This is a genomic window from Paenibacillus barcinonensis, assembly GCF_003217495.1.
In the GTDB taxonomy this organism is placed as follows: domain Bacteria; phylum Bacillota; class Bacilli; order Paenibacillales; family Paenibacillaceae; genus Paenibacillus; species Paenibacillus barcinonensis.
The window spans coordinates 1-20,312 of sequence record NZ_QJSW01000034.1; the positions used below are offsets into that span (position 1 = coordinate 1).

Below are 20,312 nucleotides of genomic sequence, written 5' to 3' on the forward strand. Positions count from 1 at the left end.
TATCGTTGCCGTTGTTCTCCCATATGGACACACCTCCGTTAGCCTTATTATCCTTCTGTCCGTTAACGGGTGTCCACTTTTTATTCTAGTTCCACTTTCACTCTTACTTCATATAGTGAATAACACGGGGTACTAAATAATTCTCTGCGTTGACCTTCACTCGTTAACTCCCAACCCGCTTGCAAGGCATACCTCTCAGGCGCCACATAAAGCTCGCTTGCCCAGTCAGGGGGAGATTGCTTCCACTGCCAGAACTGCTGTACAGCCACCTCGTCGCCAATGTAGGCCAGCATCATCAGGATATGGTTGCGATTCTCCCCATCGGTCTGCACCTGCTGCAGCAGATGATCCCGTGTCTCGCCTGAAGCGCTCTTGTACAAAACCGCTGGATAAAATATCTCCTGCTCCAGCAGCTCTGGAATTTCTGCTGTCAGCGGCAGGTCGTGGTAACACACGAGATATAACAGGATATCCTTACCCGTATCCTCATCCTCCGAGTGGATCAGTTCCATCGCATACCGCTTCATCTCCAACTGCTGTTCGGTAGAAAGGGACAGGTATAGCTGTTCCATCGAATATTTATAAGGTATATACCGAATAAGCGGATCATAGGCCCGCGGTGTATGCATGATTTTCAGAATTTGCACATCATCCGTAACACCATCATACAGATTCACATCACGCCGATTCGCTTCAATATAACGCTGGTGAGCTTCACGTTCCATCTCTTGCTTGCAGGGCATACAGTACCCGCCTGTTTTGGCTGCCGTGGCTGGTAGAATCATATGCTCACAGCCTTCCCGTATACACGGAATACGCTCGGTCATGCTTCGGCCTCCTCACGACTTACGAATGGTGTCCCAACTGTTCCTTGGTAAACTCGTAAAACGCAAGCGCATCCTCGCTGCTGGCAAAGCCTGCCTGGGCCATTTTCTCACTGCCCCCGCCTTTGCCCTGGTAAGCCCCGAGATTGCCTTTGAAAAAAGGTCCACACGCCCATTCCGCCGGCTGTCCGTTCTGTGCCAATACCACCTTCGCCTCCGAAATGCTGGCAAACAGCACCAAACCTTCATGCTCTTCGGTCAGCTTGGTCGCAAGGCTTTGCATGTCCTTGAGCGACTTGTCCTCGAACACCTCCGCGATGACCAGCCCTTCCCGTTGAGCGAGCAGTTCCTGCGCATAGTACGTGTCGTTGGTGGCTTTGACCGCATTCAGCTCGCTTTGCAGCAGCTTCTGGTCCTGCTCCATTTTTACAATACGCTCCAGCAGCTCGTCCCGGCTTGTCTTTAATTTGGTCGTAATGCCGTTCAGCACCTGCTGTACCGCCGCAAATTCATTCAAGGCTCTTGTGCCACATTTAAAATAAATGCGGGTGCCGCCCTTCACCTTCTCGGTTTTGAGCAGCTTAATCAGACCGATCTCGCCTGTTGCCGCAACATGGGTGCCGCCGCATGCGTTGTGCTCTACACCCTCAATCTCCACGATGCGAATGTCTTCCGTCACCGTAGGCTGCTTCACCAGCGGCAAACGCGCCGCTTCCTCGGCAGTAACCCAAGACGTATGAATCGGTGCATTGCGGACGATCTGCCGATTCACCTCCTGCTCGACAGCATCGAGCTGTTCTGTGCTAAGCACCTCCGCAGCGACATCAATGGTGTCATAGTCTGTACCCAAGTGAAAGCTGAGTGTCATCGCATCCGTCAGCTTCAATGTAACGGCCGATAACAAATGCTGACCCGTATGCTGCTGCATATGATCGAACCGGCGATCCCAGTCCAGCTCACACTGCATTTCATCCTGCTCTGGAGAACGCTCCAGCTTATGCCACACGTCTCCATCCTCCAGATTGACGTCCAGCACAGCGATGCCCCCGATCTGCCCCAGATCACAAGGCTGACCACCTCCATGGGGGTAAAAAGCCGTTTCGGCCAGCGTGACGTAGACTCCATCCTCCTTCGTCACCCGATGGGTAATATGTGTATGCCACTCGCGTGTGTACGCAGAGTCATAATAAAGTTTTTGTGTCATTAGAGTGATTCGTTCCCTTCTCGTTCAAGTGAGTAGTTCCATGTTCAGATTACACTATTTCCCATAGCTAACGCCAATATTGCCAATTCGATCCGTTTGTATATGAGGAAGTTCTTCACAGCCACGTTCCAACCAACACAAAAAAGACCGCTCTGTAAGCCAAGCCTACAGAGCGGTCTATATTCTACCCAGAGTTTGATGTAAAAAACGTTGGATATGGGCTGTGAAGTTCTCCGTGTGTCTATCACAACCAGCATAGTCGCCATCGGAGTGGTCAAGTGTAATCTAAAGGCCACGCCATATCTTTTTTCACATTAAACCAGGTTCCAGAAGAGCACCGTATTTGCCACCGTCACCATCGTAAACAGCAACGTATTAACAAATGCTGCGAGCCATACATTGTTCGTTTTCTCAAACAATTTGCGTGCATATACCGCAGCGATGATCAAACATGGCACCAGTGCGAACAACAGAATGCCGTTCAATGCCTGACCTGGATACAGCGCCACACCTGTGATAAAGTCTTTGCCGTACTGAGCCAGCATCCACAAGACCAAGCCGCCTACATTCAGCACAATGGCAAGGAACATCCCACCACGTTTGCCACGGGTATTCGCATTCAAAGCAACCGCACTTACAAAGTAATAGATCAGGAAGAGCGGAGCATAACGCAGTGCTGTAACGAAATGCGCCTGTTCAAATGTACGTACTGCAAACGTCCAGATCCGGAAGTCGGTTCCAAAGATCGCTTGCATAGCGAACAGCAAGGCGTAACCGATAACAACAGCAACTACAGCAGTTGCAAGGCTCGCCAGGATCGTTCCAACGTTCAGGCTGATGCCATAATCACTGAAGCGGGTACCCGCATCCTTTTTGGAGAAATAGTGGAACGCAAAGGTCACCAGAATCATAATCAACGCGGACACCAATGCCCAGTATACAATCTGGTTGGTGGTCGGTTCGTTAAAGTAGGTGCCTGTAACGACAATTTTACTTGCATAGTTAAACACAATCCACATCACCAGAGATACAACAGCCAGCAGCACGCTGCCTACTCCGATGTTTTTCAGACGACGGCTTGCCGCAAAATCATTCTTTTTACTTCCAGCCATCACAAAGCCAATCACTGCACCCAGCACACTTGCAATCAGCAAGATCAGAGCAATCACTCGAAGTACATTCAATCCGTCTGCCGATTTATCCATCAGCGTTGGGAAAAGAATAGCCGGAATCAGCGTGCTGAACGCGATCGCGAGCCAGTACATCGTCTTTTGCTTGCCGCTGACCGCCGCGGATACCGTAGCAATCTCGCTCGTTGCCGCTTTGCGCAGCAATGGCAGTCTGAGCAGCAGTGTGATCAAAGGTACAATCATCAGGAAGAAGCCGATCAATGCTACAAAGTTAAAGGCTTCCTTCGCCCACCAGATCTGATTGCCCGATCCCAGATTTACATTGGTCTGGTTCGGTGATGTCACCCCATTAAAGGCATGGGCGTAAAAGTCGATCAGATGTCCCGTTGTTGTTGGCGAAAAGTGATTCCAAGGGTGTGTCTGATTCGGCGTGTACATAATGTGCTGCCCCGTTTGTGAAGGGCGCACTACTTTACCATCCACCATCAGGTCACCAGACTGCACCTCCGTAAACTTGTCTGTCTCCGCTCTTTGCGCATCTGCTGCCAGTCCGAGGAACGCTTTACCCGAAGTCGTCGCAGCAAAATCCTTGCGCATAACGGTTCCTTTGATGGCTTTCTCGGCCGCTGTTTTCTCTTCGTCGGATTTATTGAAGAAAAACTCGTCATACTTGCCGGCAATCATACCTACCGTACGGCTTCCAAAAGCAGCTTGTAGCTGATCCTGCGGAGCTACGGCTGCGGCATAGGAATAATCCGCACCTACAGAAATGCCTGTATAGATCATGCGGTGTCCAGTTTGCAGTGAAGTCATCTCGTCCATGTACATTGCGAGCAATGTGGAGAAACCACCCATGGAGTGACCGCTGACCGCAACATATGCGTTGCCCTTGTCATCCTTTTTCGTAAAGTCCTGATTATAGATATATTTAGCAGCATCAAACTGAGAATAAATCCAGAACGTGCCGAACATATCCTTCACCGGGATCGGCGCACTCCAGCGGGAATCCCCGTGATCGTACATATCCAGCGCAAGCACAATGTAACCGCGTCTGGACATCTCAATAGCAGGTGCATCCTGCATTTCTTTGGTATTCAAATAACCATGCGTTGTAATAATAACTGGCCTTTTGTCATCTGCGCCCGCGCCTTTCGGCATGTACAGCAGACCCGACAGTGTTCCGTGATCGGCCTGGAATTTGATCTCTTTAACCTTGACGGAATAGAAGGATGTGTTGAACATACCTGCGAACAAGCTGCCGAAAATAACCAGAACGAGTGATAAAACCAGCAACCCCTGCGGTTTTTTCAAGAATGATGTGACTGTTCTCATTGGTTGGCTCCTTTAGATAATATAAAATACTAGATAAATAGATATCATTGCGTACACGCTGCAATCGTCGAATAGAGCGAAGCAGCCTGCAACAATGCAACTAACACTACAAGCCAATCCCGGAAGCTAAATAAAATATTTCAAAATAGGTGTAAATGAGAACATGTAAATTTTGACTCACTATAGTCTAAAAAAGGCACACGTAACGACGCCGGACTTCGGCGCCGTCACCTGTGTCAGTTTGTTGCCTATATGATCTATGTTTACATTTACACTATTGGATTCAAACGTTAACCTATTTCAAAGATTCGGACAGCTCGGTGAAAATAACACCCAGCGCATATGCGCCAGCATCCGGGTACCCCAGACTGCGATCACCAACCGTGCCTGCGCGGCCCATACGGGCAACGATATCTTCGGTTTTCTTCGCACCTTCAACCGCTGCTGCTGCACCTTTGGCAAAAACAGATTTGAAGTCATCTCCAGACTCGGCACTTTGTGTCCAGGCATCTGCACATGGTACCAATGCATCAATTAGCGTTTTGTCGCCAACAACCGCACCACGTCCGAAGGAACGCTCACCTGTAGCCTGAATACCTTGCACAGCCGCCTGCATCATCTCAGCGAAGTCAGCTACATCCAGATGTTGCTTCTCGCCCACCGATTTGGCTGCTGCACGGAATGCCGAGCCCCAGATCGGGCCTGATGCTCCGCCGCAATACTCCATAATAACCAGAGAGCATGCATTCAGGAATGAACCGATATCCGTTTTCTCTTCATGAATGATATGGTTCCATTCACGCTTCAATTGACGGAAGCCTTTGGCTACACTCATCCCGAAATCGCCGTCGCCTGCATGGGAATCGAGCTCACAGAACGGTACTTCGTTCTTGATGATAATCTCGCCCATTTTATCAATCAGGTACACCATATTGTCGAGCGAGAATTGATTGTTGCTAATTACTGCTGCTGACGCATCCGTCTGTACCTCATAGGATACCGGAGCATCCTCCGTTACAACCGCTTCCAGCGCTTCGGAGTAAGCCACCTGTGCCACCGGAGGGCCGGACACTTTAAATGCAGGCGTATCGCTTTCTTTGAAGAGCAACGTTTTCAATTCATCGTCCAGCTTAAGGATCGTCACTGATGCCCCCGCCATATCAATGCTGGTCATATAGTTGCCGACAAATGTCGTCGCCACTTGAAGCCCTGTATGTGCTGCAAGCTCGCGTTGAACCGAGTTGTTCAGCAGGTACAGCTCTTGCAGCGGTGTCGCTCCAAAGCCGTTCACAAGCACAGCGATCTCGGCAGAAGCATCCTGATCCAGCTTCATGTCTTGAAGCAGAGCTGTAACCATTCGACCCGCAAGTTCATCAGCCGATACGATTTTCTCACGGCGTATACCTGGCTCACCATGAATTCCTACACCAAACTCCATCTCGTCCTCTGCGATCTCGAAAGTCGGTGTTCCTTTCGCTGGAACCGTACAAGATGTGAAGCCAAAGCCGATGCTACGTACGTTCTGTGCTGCTTTCTCTGCAGCTGCCTTCACTTCTTCCAGACTGCGGCCTTCTTCCGCTGCTGCGCCAGCAATTTTATGAACCAGCACCGTACCAGCTACACCACGGCGTCCTACGGTATACAAGCTGTCCTGCACAGCAATGTCATCCTCAACACGTACATACTGTACGTTGATGCCATCTTCTTCCGCCAGATGTGCTGCGTTTTTGAAGTTCATCATGTCGCCGCTGTAGTTTTTGATAATGAGCAGTGTACCTTTGTTGCTCGCCGTTGCTTTGATCGCTTGATACACCTGAATTTGAGAAGGTGAAGCAAATACATCTCCACATACCGCTGCATCCAGCATACCTTTACCTACATAACCTGCATGTGCCGGTTCGTGACCGCTACCACCTCCGCTGATCAGACTGACTTTGTCAGCCTGAATCTCTCTGCGTTTGATGACTTTATATTTTTTCAGGAATTCCAGCTCCGGGTGCGCAAGCGCAATTCCGTTGCACATTTCCATAACAACATGTTCAGCCTGATTGATGATTTTTTTCATTTATTTTGCCTCCTGGCGAGCTTTGTACTCCCGTCCGATTCGGTCAGCTGCTGCAATCGCTGCGGCTACTTCAGGAACTGTGATCGGGAATGGCATCGCGTGGATGGATTCCTCTGGAATGCACGCAATCTCTGCTACTTTCAACAATTCTTCCTGTGTAATCGTCTCTACCCCGATATCTGCCAGACTAACAGGCAATCCTACGGATAGACAGAAGTCCATCACCTGATGCAGCTCTTCGGTTGGCGCATTTTCAAGCACGAGCTGTGCAATCGTACCGAAGGATACCTTTTCACCATGGAAGTAGTGGTGTGTGCCTTCAAGCACAGTCAGACCGTTGTGAATTGCATGTGCCGCAGCCAAACCGCCACTTTCGAATCCAAGACCAGAGAGCAAAATGTTAGTTTCTACGATGTTTTCGAGTGCTTGAGTTACGACGTTGCTATCACACGCTACTTTTGCCTTCGCACCGTCAGTAAGCAGCATTTCGTAACACAGTTTGGCAAGTGCCAGCGCTGCATTTGTTCCTACAGCAGATGGTGTGTATCCTTCACGGGAACCCATAGGCAAGCTTGCATTTACACGAGAATATGATTTGGATGTTGCTCTCGCTTCAAAGTAAGTAGACAGTGCATCCCCCATACCGGATACGAGGAAACGTGTTGGCGCGTTAGCGATAACAGTTGTATCCACAAGCACAACGCTTGGGCTTTGCTTGAAGTAAGCATAATCATCGAAGGAACCTTCCGGTGTATACAACACCGCAGAGTGACTTGTTGGTGCATCTGTTGCTGCAATGGTTGGGCAGATGATCAACGCTTCGCCTTCAGCCACACATTTCGCTGCATCAATCGCTTTACCACCACCAAGACCAATGGTGCAAGTACAGCCTTTTTCTTTGGCAATCTCTTGCAAACGTGCCACTTCCTCGCGCGAACACTCGCCTTTAAAACCGCTTTCAACAAAAGTGATATTAAATTTGGCTGCTGTTGCATCCAGCTTCGCTTTGACACGTTGTACATCATCCGGGTGCGCAATCAACAATGCAGAATCTCCGAAGGATTTGACGAAGTATCCCAGGTTCAACAATTCGTCTTCGCCTTGCACATATTTCGTTGGGCTGATAAATGCTTTTCTCATAATATGATATGCCTCCTAAAATTAATAATCGCTAGAATGGTTTTTGCGAAGCAGCACTTGTCCTGTTTCACATGCAATTCAGACGTCAAGGTGCCTTGCTCCGTGTTACATCAAATTTTAACTGTTGCAATTGACCTAAATATAACGCAGACGCAAGAGGTTTACAGTGGACTTTGATAACAAATTATTATAATTTGCAATCGTAATTTTTTGCTTTTTCACGCAATCGTGGTATGTTATTGTCATGAGATGGTTCAATTTTGACCTCACATTTCCGATTACCCGCTATGTTCACGTCTTAATATGTACAAACGTTTAACTTTTTAACGACTCTCCGATCCATGAAAATGATTAATTACGGAGGTTTTCACATGATTAAAGAATATCTGCACATCAACAAAATACTGGATCTGGATAAATGGAAACGCCTTCAGGATTCCCTTGCCACAGTAACCAAACTCGCCATACTAACGGTTGATTATAAAGGCATTCCTGTAACCAGCCACAGCAGCTGCCAGGCTTTCTGTCAGAACGTTCGCAAAGACCCTGAGCTTCTGCCCTACTGTCAAAAGTGCGACTCTCGCGGCGGTCTGGAGGCTGTTCGGCTCAACGAACCCTATATTTACCTCTGTCATTTCAACATTATTGACATAGCGATTCCCATTACGATTGATGGAAAATACATCGGTGCAGTCATGGCTGGACAAGTCAAGCTCGCTGACCCGGAGAAGGGGACCGATCTGGAGCAGATCGTGAGATCCAAAAATGTGTCCATGCATGATGCCAAAATGGAGCATTTACAGGCAGATTACGACCAATTGCCCGTCATGACGTATGAGGAGATTGTGAAGATTTCGAATATGCTGTCCCTGCTCTGCAACTATATTGTGGAGGAGGCGCTGAACAAAAACCTGCTGGTGGAGATGTTTGAGAAGGCATCCGGCAATCAGGAGTCCGTGAACCTGTCCACGATCCTGCCCGGTTATTCGATTCGCAACATTGAGTCGATCAAAAAGGAAATGACCAACGCCATTGCGGATGCTTATCTCAAAAATAGCCCGAGTGATACGGACAGCGTGAATCCGGTGCTCCAGCCTGCTTTTGAATATATTCACGCGCATAAAAGTGAACAAGTGTCTCTGAAACAAGCAGCCGACCTCTGTCACCTGAGCCCAAGCTACTTCAGCCGCTTATTCGCGAAGGAAACAGGTGAAAACTTCACCACCTATCTCGCCAAGCTCAAAATCAAGTGGGCCAAGCAGCTGCTGGAGGTCACGGACATGCCCGTATCACAGATCAGCGATGAGCTGGGATTTAATGAGTCGGGGTATTTTATTAAAATTTTTAAAAAGTTCGAGGAAATTACGCCTGCCCTCTATCGCAAATATTTTCAGGAGCAGTGAGAGTATTCGCACCGGGCAGGTCATATTTTTTCTTGTACTCACGATACACAGCGGACAGCGCATGGTATGTTAGAAGCGCTTCTTCTTCATCTCCCCGTCCAGCCAAGTCAGCGCGTCTCGCAGCTTGTCCTGCGGCACCAGGTCATAACGATCCCCTGTTGACATTTCGAAGGAACAGCTGTTTCCACCCGTTTTGTTCAAATAGGATGTAATGGCTGTACTGTACTCCTGCGCCATGTGTACGAGCAGCGGTTCAACTTCAGAAGCTGCAAGCGCAAAATGAACGTGAAACATATTGGATACGGGCCGTTCGGGAATCGTTCGGATTCCGTGGCATGCATTAAACAGTGACGCCAGTTCCTTGGCCTGCTCATAATAACGCCCCATTTTGCCAATACGTTCATTGTAATAATACCGGGAGCTGAGAATATACGGATACAGCCCGATCAGATCACCGCCATGCCGCCGTTTCCATACTCTGGATTCCTGCATCATGTCTGAATCACCAGCAAGAATGGCCCCCGCAATCCCGCCAATACCTTTGTAAAAAGAAATGTACACACTGTCGAACAAACGACAAATCTCTGCTGGTGTTTTCTCATAATAAGGCGTGATCTCAAATAGACGTGCCCCGTCCAGATGAAGCTTGATCCCGTGTTCACGGCAATACGCCGAGATGGACTCCAGTTCCTCGTAGGCGGGTAATTGCCCGCCAATCTCTCGCTGCGGCAGCTCCAGCAGTAGACAGGCGACCTCCTGTTTCATGCTCTTCACATCTTCGAGTGTAATCAAGCGATTCGCTTCCCCCAGCAAAATGCTTTCGATGTGATGCAGCTCCTTCAGCCCGTCCTCCTCATGGATCTCCAGATGAGCCAGCGGGTGATAGGCTACCCGTTTAACATCAGCCCGGTCACACCAGATGCGAAGTGCGATCTGCTGTGCCATCGTACCACTCGGGAAAAATACAGCCGCCTCCTTACCCAGCACCTCCGCCATCTCCTGCTGGAACTCATCTATAATCGAACCATTGCCATAGTGGTCACTGAATGTTTCTCCATCCACCTGCTCCAGCGCTTCCTGCAATACTTTCACTTTTCGGCTTCCATGCCCGCCTATAATATAAGTGGCCTGATTGAATGCATCTGCCAGCGTTACTGCACTATTTTGATCCTGCACAATTCATCTCTCCCTTACTGTTCCGGTTCAGCCATAATCTCGATCAGCGCATGAAGCGCACTAGATATATGTTCACCACGAGAGTATACAAATCCTACTTCCAAACGAGAATACGGATCGGGGACAGGCAGAATGACGATCTCACCTCTAGACGCGGCCTGAGCAACCGAGGAACGCGGCAGCAAGGATACGCCGAGTCCTGTAGCAGCACCATGAATTATCGTATCCAGTGTCCCATAATCAATGATATGTAATGCACGAATGCCCTGGGTTTTCAGAAAACTCTCAGCTTGAGCTCGATGGCTGCATCCCGCTTCAAAAAATAGCATCGGCCTGTTAAGCAATACAGATATATCATGTTCATCCGGCTCAGCAATCAGCACCAGCTCATCCTCATACATTTTGATATACTGCAGCTCCGCATGCTCTACTGGACCATACACCAAGGCTCCATGAAGCTCATGCTTCAATACTTTCTGGTTCAGCTCATGCGTGCCTCCAGTGACAAGAGAATAACGTACCTTTGGATAGCAGGAGCAATACTCTGCCAAGAGCGGTGTCAGGAAACGGGAGACCGCCGTCTCAATGGAGCCTAAACGAAGATTTCCTGCCGGTGGACTTCCTTCCTGTGCAGCATGCTCCGCTTCGTCTAATAATTGCAATATTCGATCCGCATAACCAAGCAGATTCTCGCCCGCAGGGGTAAGCAGCATTCCACGATTCGAACGATGAAACAGCGGGACCTGTAGTTGGTCCTCCAGTTGTCTGATCCGTGTTGTCACGTTGGACTGTACATAATTAAGGGTAATTGCCGCTTTGCTGATACTGCCTTCGCGAGCAACCGCCTGAAATATTCTCAAATCACCAGCATCCAAAATCTTCACCCGCTTATCGTTATATGAGAGCCATTCTGCCATATCAAGAGCTTGTACATCAAGCCAATACTCTTCCGTCTCTCCGTTATTCTTCACTATGATCATTCTTGATACTGACCTTCATTTTTGTTTATTTTACGTGTTTACCGCCTGCCTGTACAATGACCCGGTAATAGGTTATTTATCTTTACACGAACACTACGATGATGTGTATATAAGTAACTTGCCTATATTATTCAGGGAGGTAATATCATGTTAGCTATAAAAGCAATGAATGCAATGATACATTCCGGCCAAGCCGGTCTGAACGGTCTTCACTATTCAAGCCGTGCAATCCCGGCAGCAGCACCCGGACAGGTCGTGGTGCAGCTTCGCTCTGCGGGCTTAAACCACCGTGATCTCTTCATTATGTCAGACCGTAAGCCTCAAGACACACCGCTCATTCCCGGATCGGACGGCGCAGGTGTTGTGGTGGAGGTTGGCCAAGGCGTGCACCATATATCCGTTGGAGACCCGGTAATTATTCATCCTACGCTCGACTGGGAACATACCGCAGACGTGCCTGTGGTTCCTGGAATCGTCGGCGGCCCTTCGGATGGGACGCTGGCGCAATATATCGCACTGCCTGCCGGTAATGTGCTGCCCAAGCCTGCCCACCTCTCCTGGATCGAAGCTGGCGTATTACCTCTTGCCGCGCTGACAGCCTATCGGGCACTGTTCACTCAAGGCGTGCTGAAAGCAGGTGAACATCTCTTCATTCCTGGCATTGGAGGTGGTGTGGCTACGTATGCCCTGCTCATGGCAATAGCAGCTGGTGCAAAAGTAACCGTAAGCTCCAGAAGTGAAGCTAAACGAGCCGAGGCGATGCGTCTGGGAGCGTTTCAAGCCTTGGATAGTCATGCAGACTGGGGAAATATGTTGAACAAAGACAATCCTGTAGACATCATCCTGGACAGTATCGGACAAGTGATGTTTCCCAAATACGAGCAGATCATCAGACCGGGTGGACGCATTGTGATGTTTGGCGCAAGCTCTGGCGACGAGCTGCATTTGCCGATTCGCTCGATCTTTTTTCCACAGATCAGCTTGATTGGAACCTCGATGGGCAGCCGCGAAGAGTTTGTGCAGATGTTGAACTGGGTAGAGCAGCATCAGATTCGTCCCGTTGTAGACAGCATCTATTCATTGCGAGATACGACACAGGCGTTTGAACGCATGGAAAAAGGCGAGCAGTTCGGCAATATTGCTATACAGATTGATTAAAAAGGACCTTGTGACCATGATCTTTCCCCCTATCAATGATAGACTATGCATAGACATGGTCATCGCGGTTGGGGGATTTGCTTTTGACTCGTTTTCTTCAACGTCATATGCAGCGCAACATTGTACGTAACTGTAAAATATCCGACTAAACGGACTGTCGCTTTCCGATGTATTAGGTCAATTATTCAGGAGGTATGATGATGTCCAATCATGAACATCTTGTGATGTTAGTTCGTAAAATTATGAATGCAGAAGGAACCGAGCAGGAATTGCACGACATGTTAACCGAGGTGCAGCAGGCGCTGCCTTATGCAGAGGTGAGTAATCTAATTTTTTGGGATGAGCGTGAATTAACTGCGGAGCAGATTGTGGAAGAAGCACTTCAAGCACGCCCCATCCAACTCCCGCCCCAACCTTGAACATTGATTTCGACTCAGCCACTTCATAAGAGAAACAGGAAGCACTCCGTCAGATCATCGAATTACATGATCCTGCATTAACTCAGCAAGTGCTTGATCTTGGCATGAATGCACTGGAGGAGGATTTGGTACGTATTGAAGCCTGGCGGGCCTTAGGAATGGCAGGAGCATCTCCACTTTTGAAAAATATCCGCGAAGCAGCAGGACAGCTCATACGTAGCTCGGAAGAAGACGAGCATGTGCAGAACTATGCGTTACAAACCTTAGCCCTGCGGCAACACGGGAATTTCAATCTATATCGGGACGTGATAAACAATGAACTCCAACGATGAACAGCGTTCATACGAACAGCGTAAAGAACACACCGCAGAGGAGGCGACCCAAGCCGTATACCTTACTCAAGGCGAGCTTCATGCCATTCAGAAGGCGCTTCTTTTCCTCAAATTCGAATGTGAAGAGACCTCCTCATTGTTGTATGCGGGCAGCCCTTTATTAAATAGCGCACTAAGCAAAATGAGAGAAGTCGATGCAAATAGCGAATTTATCAAAAGATTTCACTCTCGTCCTAATGACTACCTGGAGATATTTATGCGGGAAAAGCTGGAGCGATCTTACGCTGAAGAGCATGTTTCGCATGAACGTACAGCCGCAGAGCGGAATGAGATTTGGCGGAGCTGTATGTTCCCTTTTCCTGCGGACCCGTTCATACCGGAATCCTAAACTTCGAATTCATATATTTCGATGAACTATTAACGCAAATTATAGGTATAATATAGAAATACTAGCGGATTCATTACATACAGGAGGCGAATGATGGAAACGGAAGGTTTACGCGGTGTGGAGCAGCTTGCTCTGAAAAAGCACAAAATTTATAAGCAAAGCCTGCTTCGCTATTTGGCACGCTCTATGCTGGCCAGCATGTTTATCGGCTTCGGCGTGATTGTGGCGTTCAAAACAGGAAACTTCTTCTATATGGAGGATTCCCCGTTTACATACCCTATGGCAGCAATCACCTTCGGTGCAGCAATTATCCTGATTGCCTACGGTGGCGGTGACCTGTTTACGGGCAACACGTTCTATTACACGTATGCGGCACTGCGCAAAAAGCTCCGCTGGCTTGAAGTCGTTAAGCTATGGATTGCGAGCTATAGCGGAAATCTGATGGGTGCGGCCGTGTTTGCCTTGCTGATCTACCTGACAGGACTGTTTGATTCATCACAGGTTAACGGTTTTCTGCTGAGTGTGGTCGAGCACAAGATGGAAGCGCCTGCGATGCAGCTCTTTTTCCGTGGCATTCTCTGTAATTGGCTTGTGTGCCTGGCGTTTTTCGTACCGATGTTCATGAAGGAGAATGGCGCCAAAATGTTTGCCATGATGCTGTTTGTTTTCTGTTTCTTCATCTCGGGGTATGAGCACAGCATTGCGAATATGTGTACGTTTGCGATTGCACTTGTGTTAAACCACCCAGGAACCATCTCGTTTGGCGGTGTGATTCACAACCTGGTGCCAGTGACCTTGGGCAATCTGGTGGGCGGCGTGCTGCTGATGGGCTTTATGTATTATGCGGTGAACAAACCGTTTCTGGACGAAGAGACACATTAATGTTTTTGAAAAAAAAGCCCCCTTTTGCCCGGTCCAATGACCGCGGCTGAGCGGTAAGCCAAATGAAGCCCCCGGCAGCGACTCACCTATTCAGGAGCCACCGCCGGGGGTTATTAGCCTGTCACCAGCAGGATGACAGGCCTGATCTCTCCACCAACGTTATGAATCACACACCTGTTCGCTTCATTTCAAGATGCAGCAGCGGAAAAGGATTACCGGAACCGTCCAGCTCAGAACGACCTGTCTGCACAAATCCCATCTTGGCATAGAAGCGGGCAGCGTCTTCATTCTGTTCATTCACATCCACCCTCAGCTCGGAGCCTTTCATTTTCATCGTCTGAAAGACTAGAAACTTTCCCACACCTTGCCCCTGAAAATGCTCGTCTACAAACAACATCTCAATAAAGCTATGATCCAGACCAATAAAGGCAATAGGCTCCTGCTCGACATCCAGCACTTCCCATACCTCAGCCTGCTTTTGCTCCAAAGCCTCACTCACCATTTGTTTATAAAAAAGAATATGATGCTCCTCCAGAAATGTATGCGTAGCTCGAACTGCACGCTCCCAGACCGCTACCAGCTTGGCGTGATCCTGCTCCCGATAAGGTATCATTAACATGATGCAATGCACTCTCCTTTGCCAAGTAACATATATTGAGGGGCTCACTCCTGATCCTATTGGTAATTGGTTTTGTGCACCCCTTCCAGCTGTGTACATCTTAACATGTCCCGATTTGCAAGGCATCTGTAAATTAGCGCGGATACATCCCGCTTCACAAAAACATCCTCAAGCAGATCATCTCGCTTTGCCCGGTAACCTCACCCTTACCCAAAGAACCGCCCCATCCAGGGCGGCCTTTAATCATTTCATTATGATCATTAGTGCTGTAGCTGTGCGAGAATCTGCGGGTCTTTAATTTTTGTATCCTCGGACAACAGTACGATCTTGGACAAAATCTCGGCTGTTCTTGGATCTTCATCCAAAAACGGAAGGAAGATACGTCCGCGATGCTGGCTGTGCACCGGCACTATGTGCAATGCACCTGTGGCCTGCTTGAAGACATTGCCGCTTCCTAAATGAACAGCATATTCACCCAAATCTCCCTCGATACGTGCATAGTTGCCATCCAGGCGCACATTATTGATTTTGAGCAGACGCAAGGATTCCTTCACAATGACATGACGCATTTCAATCGTTGTGAGGCTTGCCTCTGGATCAACACCACCTACATGAGCAATGCTGACGACCAGATCAACATCACGCATTACCTCGGAGAAAAACACGGGCGGAACGTCCTTTAATTCCACCGGTTTATACGTACGACGATCATAAAATTGCACTGTTTCCAGCGTAGGGGCTTCGGTATCTGCCGGAGAGAACCAGTCAGCCATCGCATAGAGACTGGCAATCAAGTTATGCTCATAACTTACCTTTTGCAAGCCCTCCTCATAACTTACAGTCCATTGACGGCCTTTCAGCAGGCTGGCTGTTTTGTTCGGCTGAATCTGATAACCGGCATACCTGCGTGATACTGTCCCTTGTGCAAGCTCATCCTCGTTAGGCAGATAGAGCTCACGGAAAACCTGCTTGAACGGCTGACGCTCCTGACGATCAAACAGCTCTCTTTGGAACTCGCTCCATTCGCCGCTCTGATACAGATGCAACGGATGTGCAATCAGCAGAGCATCTTCCTCCTTGAGCATATGGACTGTACCTTCTGCTCCTGGAGTAATCAGTCCACCCGCCTTCGCATCGAATCTGCCAAGCTGCTCACCAGACTGGAATATCAATGTTTTTAACAACGGCTGAATGACTGGATTGCTCATCAGATTGACAATCTCCTGACATCTAAAAGCCGTGCCTGCGTTCATCGAACGCTCCAGTTCCCGTTTGGCCCGACGATACTGATCAGCCAGATCAGACTTCAGCTCTTTCAATTCTGCAATATAACCATCTTTTTTGAATCGTGCCGGTACAGACTTCAGTGTTTTGCCTTTGCTGACAATAACCAGATCGGATTGGCCCTCATCATTAATAACGAGATGTACCGTGGTATCTTCATCAAGTGCATGAGGCTCGAAATAAGACTTCATCTCATCCAGCTTGCGAGCCTCCATATCCCACATCAGACGTGTTACATCCACATAACCTGCATTACGTGCAAGGTTGCCGAGTGCTATCTGCGATGCCAATCCCTCGCTTGCACGGCGCTGTGCCCCAAACTGCTTGCTCTGCATCAGGAATTTCTGAATAAAGTCGTAACGCTCACGTAAATCCTGCTCACGTTCTTCGGTTAGTGGAATCAAGCTATAGGTCAATAAATGATCCTTGTTGCGTTTGTCTGCAACGGATTCACGCATCTCCTTCAGGCTAAGCTTGCCCAGCGCGGCATCAGCGAACAATTGCGATCTGCGATGATTAGCCCCGCCAGAGATGTACTTGGCACAATCGTACAGCAAATTGAAACGTTCTTCCCCTACTGCCGCATAGGCTTCTTCAAACCAGGCAATATCAAAGGCTCCATCGTTAAAATCTTGCGCAGTGATTGGCGAATAGTGCGCAACAATCGTTTCCTTTTCTGCGGTAAACTGTTCGTTAATATGCGCGTGGAAATACCATGCTGCACTACGAAGTCCTTCCCAGCCGAGATGCTTCGCTACTAATTCCATCCATTGAGGCGCATACATCGCTGCCTCCAGCAGCTTTTTCTCGTTAAACGGGTACTTCTGAAGCAGTTCACCCAGCAGCACCTCATCCTCGCCATCCCGAGGGTAACACTGCTTAATTAGATAACTAAACGTTTCTTTACGAGTCGTATTGCCCCCATAGCTGTAGATATAACCACGGACAAAAGTATCCTGATCCATCGCAGAGACCAGATGAACCCAATGCTCCATACCCTCGATTCGTTCCAGCTTCATCGCAAGTGTACTTACTTCCGTGGACAATTCTCCTCGAGTCAGCTCAATCTCCAGAATGCGATTCACGGCAGTATCCCGCAGTTGCATCAGCTTTGGATCATCTTTAATACGCTCTGTACGAGTCGATGTCATGTCACGGATGAAGACAAAACGTTGATGCCCCGTAAACAGCTGCTGGTATATTTCCTGCTCATCAATGAGTTCTAACTGATAGGCACGCAGGAAATCATCCAGCGACAGCAACGATAACGGATAGTACGGCTCCACAAGATGAGAGAATTGATAGGCTGTCTGGAAGTAACGTTTGAAACTGTCATTGTCATATACGTTATTTCTCACAACATTATTCCACGGACCTGTCAGGACGTGAAGCATGCCTGTTTCCTTTTCCAGCTGCTCCGCTGGCATGCTTGAAATAATGAAAGCCCAGGCATTCTCCGCAGCCTCAAAAATCTCAATTGAATCACAATCCAGAAATGCCGCCAAGATCAGAGCCTGAACCTGATTCTTATACGTGAGAGCCTCCATCATTTCATGTAGCTTGACAATCTCATTCAACGGATAAATCTGCTCTGCAAATGTGTGGCGCCAACCCTCGAGCAATGAAATCTTTCTTAATTCATCATACTCATATTGGTTCACATAGAACGAATAATGTTCATTCAGTTTGCTGTTCAGCTTACCTAACTGCAATTCTACATACAACTGTAGCCATTCCATTCCGGTAAGCCCGCTCTGCTCGATATATTGCTTCCACACTTCAGTCAGCGGGAATTGATCCATCTCTTTCATTTTGGATCGTTCTGCATAAGGAACCATTGAACGCAAGCCGGCCCCGACGAGCAGCGTCTCTCTATATCCGGCATAATACTCCACAACATACTCATAATCCCTATGTTCATGCACCAGTGCATTCAAGCCTTCCAGAATGCCTCGAATCTTATCTAACGATAATCGAAAAATATCCTTTGGACCGTTGCCGCTGTGGTCACGCTCCTCATTCAGCAACGGTTCATGTCGATTCGGATCAAACAGACCATATCCATTGGAGGATGTGTAGCGGCTGCCTTTTTCAAGCAGTTTGTCCAAGAGCTTCTGCTCCTTGGCTGTAGGCTTATCCAACTGCTCCGCCAAAGGTTTGAGCTGCTCCAGCTGCTCTGCTCGCGCTTCATCCCCTTGTATCTCCGTTAACAGCTCAAGTGCCCCCAAACGCTGCAGCTCACTCTTGGCCTGGAGTAAACGCCCGACCGAATCCTTCAGCTTTTCAACCGACTGCAGCAGCAGAACTTGAATGACCTTCTGTCGAAGAGAGCCCGTTTTGAGCTTCAGCAGCGCTTCCATCTGCTGCATCTCCTCGCCAGTCAGCGAGAGCCGTTTCACCTTGATCAGTGCACTTTCACGATTGCTGATGCTCTTGTCGGATAAACTCTCAAACACAAACTGCCGTTGCACCTCGTTATCAGGCTCCTGCACAAACTGGGTTAACAGTTCGCCACGTAACTCAGGGCTCAAGCGCTCCTTCAAAATTATGACTTCAGCAATCCATTCAGCATCCATATCATAGGCGGCCAGATATAACATCTTCTTAATTATGTCATCTGCATCCATACGATATTGAACATAATCCAGCACTCTTGAAGGTCCGTTTGAACCGCCCTTCGGAATGAAATCCAGCATCTTTTTGAATGAATCAAAATCATGACGGCGCGCGGCTTTATCTTCAAGCACATCCCAGCGAGGAACATATACACTTCGTTGATGCTCTCCCTCTTCAAAGCTCCAATTATGCGTGTATGCAGCGGTATAATTTTGCACAACCCAGTGCATCAATTCCAGGTCCTGTACATCCAGATCATTACGTGCCATAGCAAGCCGCAGTCCCAAATGCTGACTGTTGGCCAGAATGTACTGTGCTACGATTTTTTGATACAATTCACCCTGATCCATAATCTCCACAATCTTGCCTTGAAGATCATTCTCCTCAATAACTGCTGTAGCCCACAGGCTGATATATAATTTATTGGCGTTTTTCTCCTGTCTCCATGCCTCACGAACTTCTTTATGGACAAGTGCCTCGTACGCCTGTTCGGCCAATTGGGACACTACACGCTGGTTCACAGCTTCAAGCCCAAGCCCGGTCCATACTCCCAAAGCTCTAACGACAGAACTGAACCGGGTCAGATTGTTGTCCAAAATGATTTTTAATATGTAAATGTAAGCTTCGACCGTTCCTTCGTCCATTCGCTCCACAATGCTCTGGCGTAATCCCTCCTGCAGTCTTGCCGCAATCAAGAGCTCACCGATCATATGATAAGCATCCGTCTGCTCGCTCATGAGAATACCCTTGATTATTTCACCTGTCAGCAATGCAGCCTGGTTATCCCCATAAATCATATCGTGTAGCGCTTGCTTGACTTCAATATTCATATGATCCAGTTCATATGCTATACAATCCGGCAGCACACTTCGGTATTCATACAGATTAAACTTATCCGGCTCACGAAGGGTCAGGTAATCCATCAAGTGTAAACCTCTGGCCTCCATACGAAATAAACCGAGCAGCTTACGGAGCACATGAACGACATGCTGCCTTGGATCGGATGTCCGAAATGGCCTGCGTTCGTAGCTGGTACTATAAGGATAAAGAGTTGCTCCTTCAGCAATATAACGGAATCGGGCAACAAACGTATCATGGGTCAAGCGTTCAAGCACTTCAATAATGGGTTGAAATAGAGGCTGCTGCTTCTCCAATGCCAGACTCACCAGCTGTCTTTCCGCGCTGAAATAGCTCTCTTCATCCCCGCGCAAATACGTTGACTCTGCCAAAGTAATCATGTATTTTGCCAATTCCAGCTGTACTCCGGTAAGAGTGCCTGCCTTCTGCTGCAATCCCTTAATATACGTTTGTACCTGATCTTCCTGATTCATTCTGTTCTCCTCCTTGTCATCCTGCTTTT

Annotated in this window: 15 protein-coding genes; 6 read left to right on the forward strand and 9 right to left on the reverse strand. The window is 48.3% G+C overall.

Annotated features, from left to right (window positions below; all coding sequences use genetic code 11):
- Positions 1 to 80: 80 nt before the first annotated feature.
- From DFQ00_RS27085 to DFQ00_RS27105, 5 genes are all read right to left on the reverse strand, one after another.
- Positions 81 to 827, reverse strand: a complete 747-nt coding sequence (locus DFQ00_RS27085; protein ID WP_110899539.1) for a hypothetical protein — start codon at positions 825 to 827, stop codon at positions 81 to 83.
- 19 nt (positions 828 to 846) lie between these two features.
- Positions 847 to 2,028, reverse strand: coding sequence for an alanyl-tRNA editing protein (locus DFQ00_RS27090; protein ID WP_110899540.1), 1,182 nt, complete (start codon positions 2,026 to 2,028; stop codon positions 847 to 849).
- 314 nt (positions 2,029 to 2,342) lie between these two features.
- Positions 2,343 to 4,490 carry an alpha/beta hydrolase family protein gene (locus tag DFQ00_RS27095; protein WP_110899541.1) on the reverse strand — a complete coding sequence of 716 codons (2,148 nt, stop codon included), beginning with the start codon at positions 4,488 to 4,490 and terminating at the stop codon, positions 2,343 to 2,345.
- Positions 4,491 to 4,785: 295 nt separating this feature from the next.
- Entirely contained in the window at positions 4,786 to 6,555 is a 1,770-nt protein-coding gene (gene dhaK / locus DFQ00_RS27100) for a dihydroxyacetone kinase subunit DhaK (protein ID WP_110899542.1), read from the reverse strand.
- The gene (locus DFQ00_RS27105) at positions 6,556 to 7,695 is read right to left on the reverse strand and encodes a glycerol dehydrogenase (RefSeq protein WP_110899543.1); all 1,140 of its coding nucleotides are present in this window, start codon (positions 7,693 to 7,695) and stop codon (positions 6,556 to 6,558) included.
- Positions 7,696 to 8,066: 371 nt separating this feature from the next.
- Between DFQ00_RS27105 and DFQ00_RS27110 the strand changes: the two genes are divergently transcribed.
- On the forward strand, positions 8,067 to 9,098 hold the full coding sequence (locus DFQ00_RS27110; protein ID WP_110899544.1) for a PocR ligand-binding domain-containing protein: 1,032 nt from the start codon (positions 8,067 to 8,069) through the stop codon (positions 9,096 to 9,098).
- Positions 9,099 to 9,167: 69 nt separating this feature from the next.
- Here the strand turns inward: DFQ00_RS27110 and DFQ00_RS27115 are convergent, their stop codons facing one another.
- Positions 9,168 to 10,274, reverse strand: coding sequence for a threonine aldolase family protein (locus DFQ00_RS27115; protein ID WP_110899545.1), 1,107 nt, complete (start codon positions 10,272 to 10,274; stop codon positions 9,168 to 9,170).
- A 14-nt stretch (positions 10,275 to 10,288) separates the two neighbouring features.
- Positions 10,289 to 11,149 carry a LysR family transcriptional regulator gene (locus DFQ00_RS27120; protein WP_110899566.1) on the reverse strand — a complete coding sequence of 287 codons (861 nt, stop codon included), beginning with the start codon at positions 11,147 to 11,149 and terminating at the stop codon, positions 10,289 to 10,291.
- 270 nt (positions 11,150 to 11,419) lie between these two features.
- On the opposite strand from DFQ00_RS27120, the gene DFQ00_RS27125 reads away from it, so the two are divergent.
- The 5 genes from DFQ00_RS27125 (at position 11,420) to DFQ00_RS27145 (ending at position 14,433) form a co-directional block, all read left to right on the forward strand.
- Positions 11,420 to 12,412, forward strand: a complete 993-nt coding sequence (locus DFQ00_RS27125; protein ID WP_110899567.1) for a zinc-binding dehydrogenase — start codon at positions 11,420 to 11,422, stop codon at positions 12,410 to 12,412.
- Between the two features lie 200 nt (positions 12,413 to 12,612).
- On the forward strand, positions 12,613 to 12,831 hold the full coding sequence (locus DFQ00_RS27130) for a hypothetical protein (RefSeq protein ID WP_244214010.1): 219 nt from the start codon (positions 12,613 to 12,615) through the stop codon (positions 12,829 to 12,831).
- A gap of 104 nt (positions 12,832 to 12,935) precedes the next feature.
- On the forward strand, positions 12,936 to 13,163 hold the full coding sequence (locus DFQ00_RS27135) for a hypothetical protein (RefSeq protein ID WP_110899547.1): 228 nt from the start codon (positions 12,936 to 12,938) through the stop codon (positions 13,161 to 13,163).
- Positions 13,147 to 13,551 carry a hypothetical protein gene (locus DFQ00_RS27140; protein ID WP_110899548.1) on the forward strand — a complete coding sequence of 135 codons (405 nt, stop codon included), beginning with the start codon at positions 13,147 to 13,149 and terminating at the stop codon, positions 13,549 to 13,551. Before DFQ00_RS27135 ends, DFQ00_RS27140 begins: the two co-directional genes overlap by 17 nt.
- 93 nt (positions 13,552 to 13,644) lie before the next feature.
- Complete coding sequence (locus DFQ00_RS27145) at positions 13,645 to 14,433, forward strand: formate/nitrite transporter family protein (protein WP_110899549.1); 789 nt, start codon at positions 13,645 to 13,647, stop codon at positions 14,431 to 14,433.
- Positions 14,434 to 14,599: 166 nt separating this feature from the next.
- Here DFQ00_RS27145 and DFQ00_RS27150 read toward each other — a convergent pair whose 3' ends face one another.
- Together DFQ00_RS27150 and DFQ00_RS27155 are read right to left on the reverse strand one after the other, a co-directional pair.
- Complete coding sequence (locus tag DFQ00_RS27150; protein WP_110899550.1) at positions 14,600 to 15,052, reverse strand: GNAT family N-acetyltransferase; 453 nt, start codon at positions 15,050 to 15,052, stop codon at positions 14,600 to 14,602.
- Between the two features lie 260 nt (positions 15,053 to 15,312).
- A complete protein-coding gene (locus DFQ00_RS27155; protein ID WP_110899551.1) occupies positions 15,313 to 20,283 on the reverse strand; it encodes a DUF4132 domain-containing protein in 4,971 nt (1,656 codons plus the stop codon).
- Positions 20,284 to 20,312 lie beyond the last annotated feature (29 nt).

Bases quoted from the DNA above. Each gene is read 5' to 3' on its own strand.
- DFQ00_RS27085 (WP_110899539.1), bottom strand. From the start codon at position 827: ATGACCGAGCGTATTCCGTGTATACGGGAAGGCTGTGAGCATATGATT.
- DFQ00_RS27090 (WP_110899540.1), bottom strand. From the start codon at position 2,028: ATGACACAAAAACTTTATTATGACTCTGCGTACACACGCGAGTGGCAT.
- DFQ00_RS27095 (WP_110899541.1), bottom strand. From the start codon at position 4,490: ATGAGAACAGTCACATCATTCTTGAAAAAACCGCAGGGGTTGCTGGTT.
- dhaK (WP_110899542.1), bottom strand. From the start codon at position 6,555: ATGAAAAAAATCATCAATCAGGCTGAACATGTTGTTATGGAAATGTGC.
- DFQ00_RS27105 (WP_110899543.1), bottom strand. From the start codon at position 7,695: ATGAGAAAAGCATTTATCAGCCCAACGAAATATGTGCAAGGCGAAGAC.
- DFQ00_RS27110 (WP_110899544.1), top strand. From the start codon at position 8,067: ATGATTAAAGAATATCTGCACATCAACAAAATACTGGATCTGGATAAA.
- DFQ00_RS27125 (WP_110899567.1), top strand. From the start codon at position 11,420: ATGAATGCAATGATACATTCCGGCCAAGCCGGTCTGAACGGTCTTCAC.
- DFQ00_RS27130 (WP_244214010.1), top strand. From the start codon at position 12,613: ATGTCCAATCATGAACATCTTGTGATGTTAGTTCGTAAAATTATGAAT.
- DFQ00_RS27135 (WP_110899547.1), top strand. From the start codon at position 12,936: ATGAATGCACTGGAGGAGGATTTGGTACGTATTGAAGCCTGGCGGGCC.
- DFQ00_RS27140 (WP_110899548.1), top strand. From the start codon at position 13,147: ATGAACTCCAACGATGAACAGCGTTCATACGAACAGCGTAAAGAACAC.
- DFQ00_RS27145 (WP_110899549.1), top strand. From the start codon at position 13,645: ATGGAAACGGAAGGTTTACGCGGTGTGGAGCAGCTTGCTCTGAAAAAG.
- DFQ00_RS27150 (WP_110899550.1), bottom strand. From the start codon at position 15,052: ATGTTAATGATACCTTATCGGGAGCAGGATCACGCCAAGCTGGTAGCG.
- DFQ00_RS27155 (WP_110899551.1), bottom strand. From the start codon at position 20,283: ATGAATCAGGAAGATCAGGTACAAACGTATATTAAGGGATTGCAGCAG.